Source organism: Paenibacillus sp. ov031, from assembly GCF_900143165.1.
Classification (GTDB): Bacteria; Bacillota; Bacilli; order Paenibacillales; family Paenibacillaceae; genus Paenibacillus; species Paenibacillus marchantiae.
The window spans coordinates 1,937,871-1,954,917 of sequence record NZ_FRDO01000001.1 but is presented as its reverse complement, the minus strand read 5'-3'; the positions used below and the strand labels follow the sequence as shown (position 1 = coordinate 1,954,917).

General features: G+C 47.8%; 12 protein-coding genes. 10 read left to right on the top strand and 2 right to left on the bottom strand.

Annotated elements, in window-relative coordinates; all coding sequences use genetic code 11:
- Positions 1 to 4 precede the first annotated feature (4 nt).
- The 4 genes from BUA17_RS08260 (at position 5) to BUA17_RS08245 (ending at position 6,437) form a co-directional block, all read left to right on the top strand.
- Positions 5 to 931: an AraC family transcriptional regulator gene (locus tag BUA17_RS08260; protein ID WP_072733203.1), complete on the top strand. Its 927-nt coding sequence runs from the start codon at positions 5 to 7 to the stop codon at positions 929 to 931.
- Positions 932 to 1,026: 95 nt separating this feature from the next.
- Positions 1,027 to 2,931, top strand: coding sequence for a class I mannose-6-phosphate isomerase (locus BUA17_RS08255; protein WP_139295628.1), 1,905 nt, complete (start codon positions 1,027 to 1,029; stop codon positions 2,929 to 2,931).
- Entirely contained in the window at positions 2,928 to 3,896 is a 969-nt protein-coding gene (locus BUA17_RS08250) for an ROK family protein (protein WP_072733202.1), read from the top strand. Before BUA17_RS08255 ends, BUA17_RS08250 begins: the two co-directional genes overlap by 4 nt.
- 24 nt (positions 3,897 to 3,920) lie before the next feature.
- Positions 3,921 to 6,437 carry a glycoside hydrolase family 38 N-terminal domain-containing protein gene (locus BUA17_RS08245; protein WP_072733201.1) on the top strand — a complete coding sequence of 839 codons (2,517 nt, stop codon included), beginning with the start codon at positions 3,921 to 3,923 and terminating at the stop codon, positions 6,435 to 6,437.
- A 202-nt stretch (positions 6,438 to 6,639) separates the two neighbouring features.
- On the opposite strand, the gene BUA17_RS08240 is transcribed toward BUA17_RS08245, so the two are convergent.
- On the bottom strand, positions 6,640 to 7,404 hold the full coding sequence (locus tag BUA17_RS08240; RefSeq protein WP_072733200.1) for a hypothetical protein: 765 nt from the start codon (positions 7,402 to 7,404) through the stop codon (positions 6,640 to 6,642).
- A gap of 161 nt (positions 7,405 to 7,565) precedes the next feature.
- Between BUA17_RS08240 and BUA17_RS08235 the strand changes: the two genes are divergently transcribed.
- Complete coding sequence (locus BUA17_RS08235) at positions 7,566 to 8,282, top strand: response regulator transcription factor (protein ID WP_072733199.1); 717 nt, start codon at positions 7,566 to 7,568, stop codon at positions 8,280 to 8,282.
- A gap of 1 nt (position 8,283) precedes the next feature.
- Positions 8,284 to 9,747, top strand: a complete 1,464-nt coding sequence (locus tag BUA17_RS08230; RefSeq protein WP_072733198.1) for a sensor histidine kinase — start codon at positions 8,284 to 8,286, stop codon at positions 9,745 to 9,747.
- A gap of 222 nt (positions 9,748 to 9,969) precedes the next feature.
- On the opposite strand, the gene BUA17_RS08225 is transcribed toward BUA17_RS08230, so the two are convergent.
- The gene (locus tag BUA17_RS08225) at positions 9,970 to 10,830 is read right to left on the bottom strand and encodes an AraC family transcriptional regulator (protein WP_072733197.1); all 861 of its coding nucleotides are present in this window, start codon (positions 10,828 to 10,830) and stop codon (positions 9,970 to 9,972) included.
- Positions 10,831 to 10,957: 127 nt separating this feature from the next.
- Between BUA17_RS08225 and BUA17_RS08220 the strand changes: the two genes are divergently transcribed.
- The 4 genes from BUA17_RS08220 (at position 10,958) to BUA17_RS08205 (ending at position 17,035) form a co-directional block, all read left to right on the top strand.
- Positions 10,958 to 13,423, top strand: coding sequence for a beta-mannosidase (locus BUA17_RS08220; protein ID WP_072733196.1), 2,466 nt, complete (start codon positions 10,958 to 10,960; stop codon positions 13,421 to 13,423).
- A 109-nt stretch (positions 13,424 to 13,532) separates the two neighbouring features.
- A complete protein-coding gene (locus BUA17_RS08215) occupies positions 13,533 to 14,426 on the top strand; it encodes an ABC transporter permease (protein ID WP_063562694.1) in 894 nt (297 codons plus the stop codon).
- A 1-nt stretch (position 14,427) separates the two neighbouring features.
- Positions 14,428 to 15,324, top strand: a complete 897-nt coding sequence (locus BUA17_RS08210) for a carbohydrate ABC transporter permease (RefSeq protein ID WP_072733195.1) — start codon at positions 14,428 to 14,430, stop codon at positions 15,322 to 15,324.
- A 76-nt stretch (positions 15,325 to 15,400) separates the two neighbouring features.
- The gene (locus BUA17_RS08205) at positions 15,401 to 17,035 is read left to right on the top strand and encodes a type 2 periplasmic-binding domain-containing protein (protein ID WP_072733194.1); all 1,635 of its coding nucleotides are present in this window, start codon (positions 15,401 to 15,403) and stop codon (positions 17,033 to 17,035) included.
- Positions 17,036 to 17,047 lie beyond the last annotated feature (12 nt).

Below are 17,047 nucleotides of genomic sequence, written 5' to 3'. Positions count from 1 at the left end.
CGCCATGACCATCGAAGCCAGCTTCCGCCGGGCTAATCAAATATGCAATCGTTATATTACAAAAGTGGAGCAAACAGGGCTTTCATTGTCCATTTTGTATTGGGGATTCATGCCCGATCATTTCGACAATGCCTTCCACCGGCATTCCTTTTTTGAGGCTTGTTATGTGGTAGACGGTGAAGGAAGCTACATAGAGCAAAACCAGCATTATGCTTTAAATAAAGGAACAGCATTTTTATCTCTTCCAGGCGTATGGCATCAAATTCGCAGCCAGACCGGACTGACACTTTCTTATGTGGCTTTCGAACTGGATGAAGTCCATACAGATGTTTATTATACTGAATCCTTCCGTCGCCTTGCCGAGCTTGGACAAAGCGTAGCCCAGCAAGCGGACCTTACGCCAACTGGCCATTTATGGCAAGCGCTCATTACTTCTTTCGACCAGCCTGGGGCAACTCTTCCTCTTGCTGTAAAGCAAATTTCCGCTTCTCTGTTGTTATCGATAGCAGATTTGCACGTTCCGACTCGAACAGACTCGGCCGACACGGGAGGGCAGCCCGTGGAACCAAATACGTTGTTCCGACAGGCCAAACGGTACATTGATGATAATCTGATCAATGAGCTTACGCTTATGACGGTGTCAAGGCACCTCCACATTTCATCCCGTCACCTGACCCGATTGTTTCAGGAAAATCTGGGGCAGTCCTTCGTTCATTACATTCAGGAACGGCGCGTGCGGCAAGCCGCTGGGCTGTTGTTAAATGAACAGACACCAATTAAAGATATCGCCATCCAGTGCGGGTTCCAATCCGTGCATTATTTTACCCGGATATTCACCCGCGAGCTTGGTGTTTCCCCGGCCAAATTCCGACGCAATCAGTTTGCCGAAGGCCGCTCTGGCAAAATGCATTACCCACCCCGAATGTCCTGATTGTACAAAAACACAGCTTGATCGTTTAAAGACAGCACCTCCAACTCCCTATACAATGATGAACATAAATCGATATAGAGTTGGAGGTTTTAAACATGCCCCGAATAGCCCCTTTGGCTTTTCAAACCAACCCAATTAATTTCATTCAGCTTCAGCCCGACCAAGAGGCAGAACCGGGGATCTGGAATGCGTATGAAGAATGGCTTGATCTAATTTGGCCCGAATGTGTACAGAATGATTTGCTTCCTTTTTATATGGTCATTGACGGTACGCATGGTGCCGCATTCAGCGAATGTCTGGAAATACTTCGGTCGCGCTGCCACCTAGAGAGCAGGGTTTTAATTGAGATTGACAGCGCTGATTATTTAAAGTCTTCTGCAGATTTGCTTCAGCAGTTTCACCCTTATCTGACGGATAACCGTGCTTTTGGCGTTGTAGCCTCGGACGTCAGCGTTAAGGATTATTTCCGGCCACATGCACAGTCGGTCTGGCTCAGTGATGTAGACGATCAACTTCGGCTTTATCACTCCGCTGAACATGCAGAGGTCCAGTCGCCAAACGTAGATCAGTTAGCCCCCATCGTTGTGACCTTTGGGCCAGGCTCTGGTTTCCTTTCTACAGCATCAGGTTTAACGAACGTTTCTCTATTTTGCGACTTATCGAGAGAAGCACAGCAGAAACTGCATCAGCAGGGGATGGGGTCTCTGGGGTTAGGTCCTTGCCTGGATACGGTCGAAACCTATAAACAGGCCTTGTTTCTGGAGTGGCCCGTCTGGGAGGAATATCGCAAACGCCACTTGTATGACTTTGACTACTACGTGGATACGAACAACCGGGAACGACCCATTTTGGTCACCGTTCCTATGCTGCGCCGACTTTTGGCTTCAACAGCCCAGCAGCCTTTTCGAGTAAAGCCGTATTTTGCACCGGGGATTTGGGGCGGACAGTATTTAAAAGAACTATGCGACCTACCTAAGGATTGGAATAACTGCGCATGGGGGTTTGAACCTATCGCACCGGAAAACACGATATTAATCGGTTATCGGGATTTTATAGTGGAGCTTCCTTTCCCGCTGCTACTGTCGGCTCATCCAGAAGCAATTATGGGCGAGCGCAATGTGCAACTGTTTGGCGACTATTTTCCGATCCGGTTTGATTATCTCGATACGATCGACGGGGATCATCTGTCTTTGCAGGTCCACCCCCAGCAGGCATACATCGAGCAGACCTTCAACGAAACGATGACGCAGCAGGAATCCTATTACATTATGGAACAGAAGGAAGGCACCAAACCTTTTGTGGGACTGGGTTTCAGAGAGGGTACAACCGGGGAGGAGCTGCTTCAGGCGGTTGAATCGGCCCACACCTTGGGACAACCGCTGAAGATCCCAGAATATGTGAATATTTGGGATGCGAATAAGGGTGACCTGTTTCTGATCCCGCCGGGAGCCGTACATTTTTCGGGCAAAAACAATCTGGTGCTGGAGATCTCTTCGACAACCTGGTGGTTTACCTTCAAAATATACGACCATTTGCGGCTAGACAGAGACGGGCGGCCGCGTCCGATCAACGGCGATCATGCCAGAGCCAACATGCAGGAACAGTTTGACACGGAATACGTTCAGAAGCAGTTGATAGCGGTTCCAAAGGAAAGCCGGGTACAGGGAGACAGCAAGGAAGAGCTGCTGGGCGAACGGGAGGATCTGCTTTTTCAGATCAAAAGATTAAAACTGGACGGAGAGTGGATCGACGACACGGCTGGAGAGTTTGTTATGTTCAACCTCGTAGAAGGCGATCGTGTGCGGCTGACTCCGCTGGATGATGAGGCAGCGGCTGTGGAGTGGGGGTACGCGGAAGCGTATATCGTTCCTGCCTCCGTCGGAGGTTTCCGTCTGGAGTCTCTGGGTGACCGATCGTGCACTCTGATCCGGGCACAGGTTTCCCCAGACTGGAACACGCCTCTGCTTCCGCATCACTGGAAATCTGGTGAACCTTTATGAACCCTGACGTAACGATTGCCATTGATGCCGGGGGGACCTTTTTGAAGGGTGCCGTTGTATTGAGTGACGGGAATCTTCTACCACAACTTTATGTCAAAAGGTCATCGCACTCCGACAGTAGCGCGTATGAAATCGCCTCAAATCTGGCTGGCGTGATCCAGGAGCTTGCCGCAGCATACGTCGCCTACATGGAGAGGCTAAGTACAGATAAAGGGACCCGGGGCACTTTTGCCAATTTTCACATCGGTTTTGCTTTCCCCGGCCCTTTTGAATACGACACAGGCGTTTCCCGTATCCAGGGATTGAATAAATACGAGCAGCTTTATGAATTCAATCTAAAAACACTGCTGCGGTGTGAATTAACGGCGCTTGCAGCGGAGCCCACTGCTCCTACATGGATGACCCAGCTTGCCGCCGCAGATATTCGTTTTGGCAATGATGCTGCCCTGTTCGCTCTGGGGGTCAGCAGGCTTTTTCCACAGGACAGATTGCTTTGCCTTACATTGGGAACGGGTCTTGGCTCCGCTTTCGTTGAGAACCGGTCCATTGTCAGTGGAAAATGGGGAATTCCCGACTCAGGCATGTTGTATGCCGAGCAATACAACGGAGGAACCGTGGATGATCTGTTCGGAAGCCGAGGGATTTTGGCCTTGGCAGATAGCCATGATGCTCGAAGGCAGGGAGAGGACGTGTACCATCTGGCCATAGCGGCCAGACAGGGAAATTCCTCCGCCATCCGTGTATGGCAGCTTTACGGCCAGCGGCTTGGGGAAATGTTGCGTCCGTACGTGGCAGAGTTTCGCCCCGCTCGTCTGATCCTGGGCGGACAAATTGCCGAAACCCATGATCTATTTGGCGGCGCGCTTTCGGAAGCGCTCTTGCCCGAGAAGATTTCTCAGCATAATGAGAAACAAATGCAAGAGCATGTGTTCCACGGGATTTTCCAACTCGTAAAAGGTACCTAATCCACCAATAAAGGAGAAAAAAAGATGACACTCGAACAACAAATCAAACAGGCCGCCATCCCGACGCTTAAACGGAAATGGAAAATATATGTCATTCACCATTCCCATACTGACATTGGTTATACTGACCGGCAGGAGAAGATTGAACAATATCATATCGATTTTATCCGTCAGGCGCTGCGTATTGTTAATGATGCCCATAACGGTGTAAACCCCGAGTGGAAAGGGTTCCGTTGGACCTGTGAGACCTTCTGGGCTGTGGAGCAATTCCTGAAGCAGGCTCGAGACGAGGAAAAAGTTGCATTTGCTGATGCCGTGCGGCGCGGCGATATCGAGCTCTCCGGCACGTATTTGAATATGACCGAGCTGCCCGACCTACAGTTGTTGAACAAAATACACAGCAAAGCTCAGACATATGCCAAATCTATCGGTCACCCAATAGACAGTGCGATGACGGCGGATATCAATGGCTACAGCTGGGGATATGCCGATAGCCTGCTAAATAACGGAATCGGACATTTATTCAGCTGTATACATACTCATCACGGCATGTATGCGCTGGGCCGCAAGCAGTCCCCTTTCTGGTGGGAAGCTCCAAGTGGGGAACGCCTGCTGGTCTGGAATGGAGACCACTACATGCTTGGCAACGAGCTTGGTTTCTGTCCTGGTGCGCTTGGCAAATACATGATTCGTGATGAATTCGGCCACAGACTTGTGGAAACAGCGAACATTCATAATCAAATCGCCAATATTCGCATCCACCGGTACTTGGCCCAGCTTGAGGCGGAGCAGTATCCATACGATTTCGTGCCGATGATGCTGTCCGGATTGCCCACAGACAACGGATCGCCCAATAGCGCAATCATGGAATGGATCGATGCATGGAACCGTCAAAACGGCGAGGGGATTTCCGTGGAGATGAGTACGTTGAGTGGCTTTTTTGCCCGCTTGAAGGAGGAAGGGACGGATGGTCTGCCTGTGCATAAAGGGGATTGGCCTGACTGGTGGTCGGACGGTGTAAGCTCCACACCGATGCACACTCAGATTTACCGTGACGCACAGCGGACACTTCGCAAGGTGGAAAAGCTCGACCCTGAACAGAAAAGTGTTAGTCTCCAGGAAATCGAGGCTGTAGAGCAGGCGCTTACTCTTTATGCCGAACACACTTGGGGGTATCACTCCTCTGTTTATGAACCGTGGCACAAAAATGTGCAGATGCTTGAGGTTCGCAAGACAGCTAACGCTGCAGAGGCAAGCAAGCTTGCTTACCGCGCGCTAGATCAGGTGCTGCTTGCCGATAATGCCGCCACCTTGTACCCGGGGCGTCCTTATCGCTTCAAGGTAACGAATCTCTCGGAGCGGGAGGTAACCGAGTTGGTTCAGTTGAAGCTTGAAGGATGGGAACCGGATGAGCTATTGAACGGAGTAGAAGTAATCCGTGAGGACACGGGACAGGTGCTGATCCAGCAGTCAAGCCACCCGCAGACGATTATTGCGGAGCTCAAACTCCAAGGCATGGAGAGCTGCATACTGATTCTGCGCCCACTCCTGGCAGCGCAGAAGAGTCATTCTTCCTTAACGTCAACCTCCAATTCAAAGCTGATCGGCGCTGACCAGGTGTACGATATGGAGGATATGTATTCCTTAACGACAGGCGGACAGCAAGCGCCGATCTCCGTTTGCCAAACTGGGCTGGAGTCCCCTTTTGTACGCTTGACTTGGTCGAAAGAGCGCGGCATTGTGTCGTGGATCGATAAGGAGACAGGACGCGAACTGTTGAAAGCGGATGATCTGTATGGGGCATTTACACCCATCTATGAGGTGACCAATCCGGCGAACCCTGCGGATGCATCTCAGGTATGGAGCGTCCGTTCCAAAATGGGACGCAACCGTAAAGGCTTGAACGTGGAGCGTTCGGTTGGTCAGCTTATCTCCGTGCGAGCGGTGGATAATGGACCGCTGTATGCTACCGTTGAGCTTGGTTATCAGCTCAAGGGTATCGCCTATTTTTCACTACACTTGCGGATCTATACCCGTCAAAACCGGATGGATATTTCGGCGCGGTTCCATAAAGAGAGCATCTGGAATCCGGAGAACGTTTATCTGGCCCTGCCGTTCAACCCGGGAGGCACTGGGCCGGTTACCCTGTTTGCCGACAAGCCAGGAGGCCTCGTTCGCCCCTGGAAGGATCAGATTCCGGGAACTTGCCTGGATTATTCCGCTGTACAGTCGGGCATTGCCTGGCGGGATCATGACCGCAGTCTGCTGCTTGCTGTCCCGGACACACCTCTCGTACAATGGGGAACGCTGGATTACGGGACCAGAAAGGTCCACACCCAGCAAGCACCTGACGCTCAACCGGAAGCCTATGCCTGGCTGATGACAAATTATTGGGAAACGAATTTCAAAGCGACCTTGGGCGGCTTCTATGAGTTTCAATATCATATTTCGGCTGGCAGCAGACTTTCAGCTGAAGATATGGCCGCAGCTCTGCAGGCGTTGAACGAGCCATTTGTAGTTACCCGGGTTAACGAAAAATAAACCGAAGAGCAAAAGCCCTGACTCATTTAAGATCAGGGCAGGCAGTAGATAACACGTAGCAGATATAGCTTATAGCCAACAAAACAACAACCAGCAGGCTTCCATGTGGAGGCTTGCTGGTTGTTGGCGTTCGGTCTTTTAGTTCGTGTAAGATTTGGCGTTTTTGCTTAATGATGTAGTTAAAGCTGAAATGTATTTAAACCTACTCTTGAGCTGCCTCTAGCTCAGTGATTTGCGCTTTGTATTGCTTCAGAAGGTCGGCAAGGGAAGTCTTGATTGCCGCTTCGTCCTTAGCTGTTACAGCATTATTCAAATTACTTTGTGCTAAGAAGAATGCACTGGCAGCTGTAGTACCGCTAAATTGAAGACTTTCAGCATTTGCTATAACCGCGCTTGTTGTTCCGGTTGATTTTTCGTCAAGATTCAGAGGGCTGACGGCAATTGCCACTCCAGATTCTGCATTCTCAACTAATCCTTTCAGATCCGAACTGCTTGTGGTAATGGAGAAAGACAAGGTGTTCTTATTTTCGGAATTAGGTAATTTTTCGGCTTTTACACTCTCAACTGGGGTAAGTTTGCCTTCCTCAACCTTTAAGGCCTGCATTTCTTTGATCTCACCTGGTTTGGCGTTCTCGGAAACTTTCTTCCATTCGTCAGAGTCTACGTCAACAGCAACCAAAGTGGCCATTACTTGGGATGTATAGTTTTGTGAAAGCAGTTTATTGTAACGGGCTAGCGTTTTTTCCCATTCGCTTACTGTTTCTGGCGCGTACTTTTTGGCCTGCTCCACCGGATTAGCCAATGTAAAGGTCGCAATGGCGGATTTAGCTTCTTTCAAGGTAGCAGTTCCATTTGTAACAGCATTTGCGTTAGCGGCGCTGTCGGCATTCGCGACAATCGGTGCGGAGATCGCAGTGAGCAGCAGGGCGGACAGGGCAACATTTCTGAATTTAAAACTGTAGTTCATTTCGTAACACTCCTTATGGTTTGGTTTGTCTTACAGTTATCAATTTACCGAAGGAGTGTGGCACAATATTGGTGTAATTGTGGAAAAACAATGGCAAAGCTCTTCCCATATATATACCTTTGGTATACTCACTATAGAGAAAAGTACAGGAGGCCCCGTTCATGAATAACGATTACCTCATCGCGGTTGTAGATGATGACGAGAATATACGCACACTGATTCAAGCTTATTTGCACAAAGAGAACTATCGAACGATAGGCCTTGCTAATGCCGAGGATGCCTGGTCTTTATATAGAATAAGTCCGCCGAGCATGTGGGTGATGGATATTATGCTGCCCGGAATGGATGGCTATGAATTGTGCAAACGCATCCGTAATGAAGGAGAGGTACCCATTATTATGATCTCGGCGAAGGATAATGAGGTGGACAAAATACTTGGCCTTGAGCTAGGCAGTGACGATTATCTAGTGAAGCCTTTCAGCCCCCGTGAGCTGGTAGCCCGCATCAAGCGGCAGCTGGAACGTTGGATTAGACTTACCGGTGCGGAAGAAAGAGCTGTTGTAAGCGAAGCTGCGACGCCAAGAATCGATACCGGTGATCTTCAATTAATGTTGGAAGAGAGGCGGGCCATATGGAGAGGGGAAGAAGTGGACCTGACCAGCAAAGAGTTCACCATGCTCAAGGTACTGGCTGAACATCCGAATCGTGCGTTTACGAGGGACGAGCTGCTCAGTTTTGTCTGGGGAGAAGATTATTTTGGCAGTGACCGTGCCGTGGATCATTTAATTAAGCGGATTCGCAAAAAAATTGAGGAACTTCCCGTCGAGTCGGTGTGGGGACACGGGTATCGTATGCGTACAGATCGGAGTGAAGTTTAATATGAAACTTGTTCATCAAATTAACCTTGCGTTCGGATTGTCACTGGTTCTGATCCTCTCCGTCACGGCCGTCTTACTTCATTATGTGCTGCTGGATCATTTCATTGGAACAGAGAAGAATGATCTCAAGACGTTAAGTGCAGCGATGTCCGCTTCTATAACGAAAGCAGGGGATATCACAATGAGTCCTGTACTTTCTACTGGAGCTGCGGTCACGATGTCTAATTCGAATATAACGGGTATGCAGTCCGTCCAGTTGGTAACGGGAGAAGTTACGAGTGCTCCTTCAACACTCATTCCTGCGGATGTTGAAGCCTTTGTCACTGATTTTAACGGAAATGTGCTGTCAGGGACTTTGTCTGTGAGTGGTACAACCGGAATGGCGAGCAGTAACACATTGACTGAAGCCGTACCAGCAAACTTGTCGAAATACACAGCGGTCACTTCGTCCAGCATCAAGGATCTGTGGAAGGGAACGGATGGGCGTTATGTGATGGATGTCAGTCCCATCCCCCAAGGAACCCTGACTCTTTTGACGCCCATGAGCAAGATCAAAGCAATTGAACAGGCGCTTCTGGGTCGTCTCATCCTGGTGATCTGTATCGTTGGAGCCATTATGTTCCTGCTCAGTTTGTTTATTACGAAAAGGCTGATTCAGCCATTGATGAATCTGAAGCAGGAACTTAAGAAGGTCAAACAACGTCATTTCACGGATGTGCAGCTGGTCAAGGCTGGCGGTGAGATTGGAGCTGTGGCACAGACGGTATACGAGATGGCTGGCGAACTGAACAGGTTCAATGAGGTGCAGAAGCAGTTTTTCCAGAATGCTTCTCATGAGCTGAAGACCCCTCTGATGTCCATTGCAGGCTATGCGGAGGGCATTCGAGATGGAATCTTTGAAGGTGAGAACGTTCGTAAAGGACTGGACGTGATCCTGGGGGAGAGCGGTAGATTAGGCAAGATTGTGACCGAAATGACGCTGCTTGCGAAGCTGGATAGTGAAGAGGATATCTTCAAACCTTCCAAGGTCAGTCTGAACGAATTGTTGACGGAAACATCCGAACGTGTCAATCCGCTGCTTGTAAAGAAAGGACTTACACTCCATATCGCCTGCCCAGAGAATAAAGAGCTGTTCGTCATGGCTGATCAGGATAAACTGCTGCAGGCACTGCTCAACGTCGTGACGAATGCCGCAAGATACGCCAAAGAAGAAATTCACATCACTGCGAACTTGGAAAAAGGGAAGATCGCGCTATCCGTTTCGGATGACGGTCCCGGCTTTCCGCAGGAGCTGCTGCCCACCTTATTCCACCGTTTTGTCAAAGGAAAAGACGGTGAGTCCGGACTGGGTCTGGCGATTGCCCGGGCCATTGTGGAACGCTGCGGCGGGCTGATTCAGGCCACCAACCATAAGGAGGGAGGAGCTGTAATTTCGTTCGGCTTCCCTGCGGCCCAGCGTGTCTGAAAGAAAAAGACGACAACTATATCCTTCTAGCTGCACCAAACCTCAAAGAGAAATAGAGGAGATGCTCGAAGGGGTTCGTGTCGCCAATCACCAATATAAATACTCCGCTTAATTTGCTTTGTGTTTACTCTGCTCTCCCTGCATATAGGGAGAGCTTTTTTGTGTTTTGGGTACGGATATGATGGCATGCTGCAGATATCACCATATGGATGCTTTGGATCCTTATGTCAGCAGCGATTCCTTATTCATTGTCGCGTTTTTACGGAAATCTAGCGGAGCTTGATTATAGTATTTTTTGAACTGATGGTAGAAGTGGCTGACGTTCTCAAATCCCGCTTCTAGTGCAATCTCAAGCACGCGAAGCTCAGTCGTGAGCAGCAAGTTTTTGGCTACATTCAGCCGAAGCTGATTAATATACTCTGTTGGTGTCTGATTCAGATATTGACGAAAGGCACGGTTCACATGACCAACGCTTCGACCTGACAATTCATAGAGCGCATGAAGACCACGAATCATGTTTTCTTTCAGCTGCATTTTGGAGATAGCATGCTCAAGCCATAGCGGGAGAATGGGTTGTTCAATGGTATCCAACTCAAAGAAATGCTGCGTAAAAATCTGAATAATCAGCCCTTTTGCGTATACGCGAGCCTTCTTCTTATCCACTGTGGAGAGCATCATAATCCGTTCAAAGCTTCGAACCATCTCTGTCATTTCTAACTGAGATAACATGGCAATCTGGGGAACGGGAGCCTGCAAGAGTCCTTGCGCATACTTCTGTTCATTCAAGTAGGCCAAAGCTTCTTCTATTACTGCGGATCGACACGGGCTATTCAGAAAACGGCAGTCCTGAGTGCCTTCCGGCTCATAACGGTGAATATCATGCGGTCGAATAAAGACAAGGCAGCCCGGCCTTAAATGCTGGGTTGTTCCATTGACGATATGTTGGCACTGCCCTTCACTTAGAATGAAGAACTCGTAAAAGTCATGGGTATGCTCGGGTGATACTTTCGATAAGGAATCGACCCAGAACGGATCTACGAGCAGGTCGGGATGGATGTGAGTAGATGCTGTGTATTTGATCATGGCTCTAACCTCTCCAATTATTGTTAATATCAAAATAGCACACGAATTCCGTGAACACAACATAAGAAAGAATGGAGGCCTCTTGATAGAATGAAATAGATTACAAAGACATCAGGAGGTATCACAAATGTTGCTTATCGATCTCAATGGCAGGTGGCAAATGAAGAGAGTGGATCATGCCGAATGGCTTCCGGCGACGGTCCCAGGTTCGGTCTTTAATGATTTGCTACAAGCTGGACAAATGGAAGACCCTTACTACCGCGAGCAAGAGCAGGTGGCACTTGAACTGTGCAATTATGATTATGAATACAAACACTCTTTTGAAGTAAGCGTAGCGGATCTCAAGCATGACCGGATCATCCTGTTATGTGAAGGGTTGGATACGATTGGCGAATTGTTTCTGAATAGAATGAATATCGCGAATGTAAGTAATATGCACTGTACTTATGAAATCGATATTACATCCTTTATTAAACAAGGTGAAAATACCATACACATTATTCTTCGTTCCCCTGTGGAGTATGTACTGCGTAAACAAGCCGAGCGCCCGTTGATTAACTGCAGTGATGCAGTAGAAGGAATCTCCCATTTGCGTAAAGCACACTCCATGTTCGGTTGGGATTGGGGTCCACAATTACCTGATTTGGGAATCTGGCGGAATATCTCCATTCAAGGCTATGATCATGCCCGTTTGGAAGATGTCTACATTACACAGATGCATAGCGAAGGTAAGGTAACCTTAGATGTTCGCGTAAGGGCATCTGGTTGGGTCCAAGCAGAGCGGGAGATCATGGTCACATTAGATACACCTTCCGGGGAGACATTGAAAGGATGCACGTCTGTCGTGAATGCTGGGGATCATCATATCTGGATTGAAGTGGACCATCCCGAGTTATGGTGGCCGAATGGTCTGGGCAAACAGCCATTGTATCAGCTGAGCGTTGCGCTTATAGAACAAGGCGTGGAGCTGGATCGTGATGATAAGCGCATTGGACTGAGAACATTAACTGTGAAGCAAGAGCAGGATCAGTGGGGTGAGTCCTTCGAATTCGAAGTGAACGGTGTATCTTTTTTCTCGATGGGTGCTGACTATATTCCGGAAGATAACATCTTGCCGCGCTGTAACCCGGATCGGACAGAACGATTGATCAAGAGCTGTGCGCAAGCCCATTTCAATACAATTCGTGTCTGGGGTGGCGGACATTATCCGGAGAATTACTTCTATGATTTGTGCGACGAATACGGCTTGATTGTATGGCAGGACTTGATGTATGCCTGCGGGGTATATGAACTGACTGAGGAATTCAAGCAATCGATTACAAAAGAGACCATCGATAACATGAAACGCTTGCGTCATCATGCCTCATTAGGAATCTGGTGTGGAAACAATGAGCAGGAGATGGCTTGGGTCGAATGGGACTGGGCGAAGAAAACATCCTTACAGTTACAAGCAGACTACATTAAGCAATACGAGGTATTACTCCCAGCTATTGCGAAGGAATATGATCCGAACACGTTCTACTGGTTAGCTTCACCTTCATCCAAAGGCAGCTTTGACAATCCAAACGATGAAAATTACGGAGACATGCATTACTGGGATGTGTGGCATGGCAAGAAACCTTTTACCGAATTCCGCACATTGTTCCCGCGCTACATGTCCGAATTCGGATTGCAATCCTTTCCGAATCACAAGACCATAGAGACATTTACGTTGCCCGAAGACCGCAATATCTTCTCACCGGTCATGGAATCTCATCAGAAGAATGGTACGGGCAATGAGAAAATTCTGTATTACATCGGGGAGACGTATCGCTTGCCACAAGATTTCAATTCCCTGTTATACGCTTCACAGCTCATTCAGGCTGAAGGAATCTCATGTGGGGTTGAGCACTGGCGCAGACATCGTGGACGCTGTATGGGAGCACTGTACTGGCAGTTGAATGATTGCTGGCCTGTTGCTTCCTGGTCCAGTATCGATTACTTTGGTCGCTGGAAAGCACTGCATTATGCAGCCAAACGCTTTTTCGCGCCTGTTCTTGTATCGGCTCGGGAAGATGGTTCGAAGGTAGAAATTCACGTGTCGAATGAGAGTAGGAGTGCTGTAAAAGGAGAATTGAAATGGAGGCTCATGGATTCGCAATCCAATGAAATCGTAGCTTCTTCAAAAGTAATTGATTTGAAAGCGTTATCAACCTCATTATTCGAACAGCTTGATTTCACTGAGATGCTCGATACAACTGCTAAGAAACGGAATACGTATTTACAGTTTTCCTTTGTGGTGGATGGTGAAGTTGTCAGCGAAGGTACAGTGTTATTTGTGAAGCCAAAGCATTTTGGTTTTATTGATCCTGCGATTGAGACCACGATGACAGAAGAAGAGGATCATTTTGTTATAACGGTTGATTCGAAAGCTTTTGCACGGTTTGTGGAGCTGGATTTCAGTGAAATAGACGGTATTTTCAGTAACAATTATTTTGACTTGTCAGCTGGTGAAAGAAAGACCATTTCTCTGAAGAAAGATGATCTCAACAAACCGGCATCCCTTGAAGAACTGCAATCACAGCTAATCGTACGCAGTGTATTTGATTTGTAAGTTGTTACTTCGCCTTTTCTGATATTGCCAATCCAATCGATAGATATCCGATCGTTATTATATGTTACCGCTTTCAATTGATCTCTATACTGATGGCAGAGGTGGTTAAATGATTGAACGACTGGCAAAATACCGTTGGCAATATGTAATGATTCTACCTGGTGCAATCCTACTGCTTCTCTTCAGCTACATTCCGATGGTGGGCATCCAGGTGGCATTCAAGGATTTTCACATCGGCAGCACGATGTGGAGTAGTGCATGGGTTGGTTTGGAAAACTTCTCATTCTTGCAAGATGAACAGTTCTGGATTGTGGTGAAGAATACAATTTACATCGCGATTCTCAAGTTTGTGTTCGGATTTCCAGCTCCTATTATTTTGGCATTGCTCATCAATGAGGTGAAAAACAACAAATACAAGCGGTTTGTCCAATCCGTAAGTTATCTTCCGCATTTCTTTTCGTGGATCGTGGTGGCTTACATTCTGCAATCCCTGCTGACGTTGGACGGCGGATTGGTCAATCAGTTGATAGAGAAGCTCGGGGGAGATTCAGTCTTTTTCTTGGGATCCACGGAGTGGTTCCGGCCCATGATCGTAGTGAGCGGTCTATGGAAGGAGGTAGGCTGGAATACGATCTTGTATCTGGCGGCAATTACAACGATTGACCCGCAGCTCTATGAAGCAGCTAGGGTGGAAGGAGCAGGACGGCTCGCACAAATTCGCAACATTACCCTGCCGGGTATAATGCCGACCATCTCTATCGTGTTGATTCTCAGTATGCCTGGACTGATAGCAGTAGGCATGGATCAAATCTATCCTCTGATGAATCCGGCCAATCAGCCAGTCGCAGATGTGCTAGACACATATATTTTACGAAATGGCTTGCAGCAAGGTTATTTTGGAATGGCCACTGCAGTGGGTCTCCTTTCTTCGGTCATCAGTCTGGTGTTGGTACTATGCACCAATCAGATGGCGCGAAAGTTCAACGGAGAGGGGCTTTGGTAATATGAGAACTTCTATGAGGGAACGGGTGGGTCAGACAATTATTGTGTTTCTATTGGCACTTCTCTGTATCTCGGTAATCTATCCATTCACGTATATGCTTGCCGTTTCCTTAAACGTTGGCAGCGATGCGGCAAAAGGCGGTGTCTATCTGTGGCCTAGGGAGTTTACTTTGTACAATTATGAGGTTGTGCTTGGGAATTCGGTTATTCAACATGCTTACTTAATTACGATATCCCGAACGATCGTAGGCACTTTTGTCGGCTTACTCATCACACTACTGGCGGCTTATGGCTTGTCCTATCGGCAGCTTCCTTTCAGGAAATCCCTCCTGGGATACGTGCTGATTACGATGCTGTTTAGTGGCGGATTAATCCCTTTGTATATCCAGCTTAATCACTTGTCATTATTAAACTCATTCTGGGTGTATATCATTCCGTCCGCATTCTCGGCGTGGAATATGTTTGTGATGATGAAATTCATCCAGGGGATTCCGGAAGCACTGATCGAATCGGCTGAGATTGATGGCGCCAATCCTGTCCGCATTCTCTTCGTTATTATTATGCCGCTTTCGAAACCCATGCTTGCAGCCATTGGCCTTTTTACTGCAGTGGGGCAATGGAATGACTGGTTTTCTGGCGCATTTTATGTTTCAGATCAGAATCTGATTCCGGTTCAAACGTTTTTGCAACAACTGCTGTCTGCCCAGGATATCTCGACTGTCCTCGGATCCAACAATAATCAGGAAGCGCTTGCCCGGGGCACCATGCTCTCTAACGTTACACTCATGTCCATCAAAATGGCGACAGTCATGGTAAGCGCGCTTCCGATCTTGTGTGTGTACCCATTCCTGCAAAAGTATTTTGTAAAAGGTGTGCTTATCGGCTCAGTAAAAGGATAACCCAATGAAAAATGAAGCAACAGAATGGGTTTTCTAATCCTATACAATTTCAAAATAACCAAGGGGGACGCATGTGATGAGTTTACGTCAACAAAAGGGAAGAAAGCTGGCGCTATTATCCTTGGCTCTACTGATGTTTGGGATAACGGCATGCTCAAGCAGTAGTACGGAGAGTGGCAGCAGTTCTGCAAATTCCTTTAAGCTATGGCTGGGATGGAATGCAACAATTAATAACCAAAGTATGGTCCAAATGTATTGGAAAGAAAAGGAGCCGGGCATAGACGTTCGGCTGGAGGCTACGCAGGGCGATGTAATGACAGAGCTGAACCTGAAATTGAATACTGGTGGTTTTGATGATGCAGCTCTGTTCTCACGTAGTGATGTCGTGACCACTGCGATGACGCGTTCGGGCAGCGTTCTTCCGCTGGAGCAATACTTCGATATGCCGGATAAATATCCTGGATTGGCCTCCATTCCGAAAATCTATCTGGATCAGATGAAAGCTTCGGACGGACATATCTATTCCATTCCGACATGGTTTGATCAAAATCCCGATGATCCTTGGCCCGGTTGGGCTTCCTACGGCTGGTTTGTCCGTACAGATGTACTGGAGAAAACCGGCATGACGATGGATGATCTGAAATCGTTGGACGGTATAGAGAAGTATTTGAGATTGTCGGCTAAACAGAAAGATGAAAACGGGAAACCGTTGATTCCCCTTAGTTTTCTCTCTGACGCAAGCGATGAAAATGTCATCCTAAGTACATTTGGCGTTACGGTCAGCACAGCGGGTGGCGTCATTCCAGTAGAGAAGCAAGGTAATGACTTTCAGTTTATCTATGACAATCCACATTATAAAGCGGCTTACCAATGGATGAACCACATGTTCAGGGAAGGGCTTCTGGATCACGAAGCGATTACAGACAAGAAGGAGCGTTACAAAGAGAAAAACAAATCTGGACGTGTAGCCATGAATGCAGGTGGGTTCTTTAATATGGACGCCCAGTTATGGGAGGTTCTCGATGGACCAACCGATCCCGCATGGTACTATGATGTCATTCCCTATCCGAAAGTGGATGGCGTGAGTGAGATTGGCGCTAATCAGATTATCAATCCTTATCCTGCCAATGACGTATTTATCAATAAAAATACTAAAAATCTCGATTCCATTCTTGATTTCTTCGATTACACACTACAGTCCAAGCCCGAACAGCAGCAGGTTGTGAACGAAGGTCCGCCAGGAGTGTTCTGGGATTGGGTGGATAAACCATTAGGAAAATGGGTGTACACGGACGAGAAATATAAAGCGTTGCATGACTCTGGAGATCAAGCGAAGAAGGCAAGCACGACGCCAGAGCTTTATGCGGCATCTTCCTATAGTAATGACTGGTACCCATGGTGGAATTATGGGGTTACTGATCCGAAAGGAAGATTCAAAACGATCGAATTCACCGAAAAGATTGGCAAAATGGGTGGGACCCGGGTTGCTGAAAACTACGATATGGTGAAGGCCAAACCCGGTGGCTTATGGGAGAAATATTTACCTGAACTTGATAATGTGCGAAAAGAGTATAAAGCCAAGCTGATTATGGCTAAGGATGACTCACAATTTGAACAGGCTTGGAGTGATTTCCAGGCTGCACTGGAAAAACGAGCACATTGGAGTGAGCTCAAACAGGAATGGCATGAGGAGCTTCAAGGCAAGCAGTAAATAGGAGACGGG

What these genes read in the sequence shown, in the direction of transcription:
- BUA17_RS08215 (WP_063562694.1), top strand. Translation starts at nt 13,533, where the DNA reads ATGATTGAACGACTGGCAAAATACCGTTGGCAATATGTAATGATTCTA.
- BUA17_RS08230 (WP_072733198.1), top strand. Translation starts at nt 8,284, where the DNA reads ATGAAACTTGTTCATCAAATTAACCTTGCGTTCGGATTGTCACTGGTT.
- BUA17_RS08205 (WP_072733194.1), top strand. Translation starts at nt 15,401, where the DNA reads ATGAGTTTACGTCAACAAAAGGGAAGAAAGCTGGCGCTATTATCCTTG.
- BUA17_RS08225 (WP_072733197.1), bottom strand. Translation starts at nt 10,830, where the DNA reads ATGATCAAATACACAGCATCTACTCACATCCATCCCGACCTGCTCGTA.
- BUA17_RS08260 (WP_072733203.1), top strand. Translation starts at nt 5, where the DNA reads ATGACCATCGAAGCCAGCTTCCGCCGGGCTAATCAAATATGCAATCGT.
- BUA17_RS08250 (WP_072733202.1), top strand. Translation starts at nt 2,928, where the DNA reads ATGAACCCTGACGTAACGATTGCCATTGATGCCGGGGGGACCTTTTTG.
- BUA17_RS08240 (WP_072733200.1), bottom strand. Translation starts at nt 7,404, where the DNA reads ATGAACTACAGTTTTAAATTCAGAAATGTTGCCCTGTCCGCCCTGCTG.
- BUA17_RS08210 (WP_072733195.1), top strand. Translation starts at nt 14,428, where the DNA reads ATGAGAACTTCTATGAGGGAACGGGTGGGTCAGACAATTATTGTGTTT.
- BUA17_RS08245 (WP_072733201.1), top strand. Translation starts at nt 3,921, where the DNA reads ATGACACTCGAACAACAAATCAAACAGGCCGCCATCCCGACGCTTAAA.
- BUA17_RS08235 (WP_072733199.1), top strand. Translation starts at nt 7,566, where the DNA reads ATGAATAACGATTACCTCATCGCGGTTGTAGATGATGACGAGAATATA.
- BUA17_RS08220 (WP_072733196.1), top strand. Translation starts at nt 10,958, where the DNA reads ATGTTGCTTATCGATCTCAATGGCAGGTGGCAAATGAAGAGAGTGGAT.
- BUA17_RS08255 (WP_139295628.1), top strand. Translation starts at nt 1,027, where the DNA reads ATGCCCCGAATAGCCCCTTTGGCTTTTCAAACCAACCCAATTAATTTC.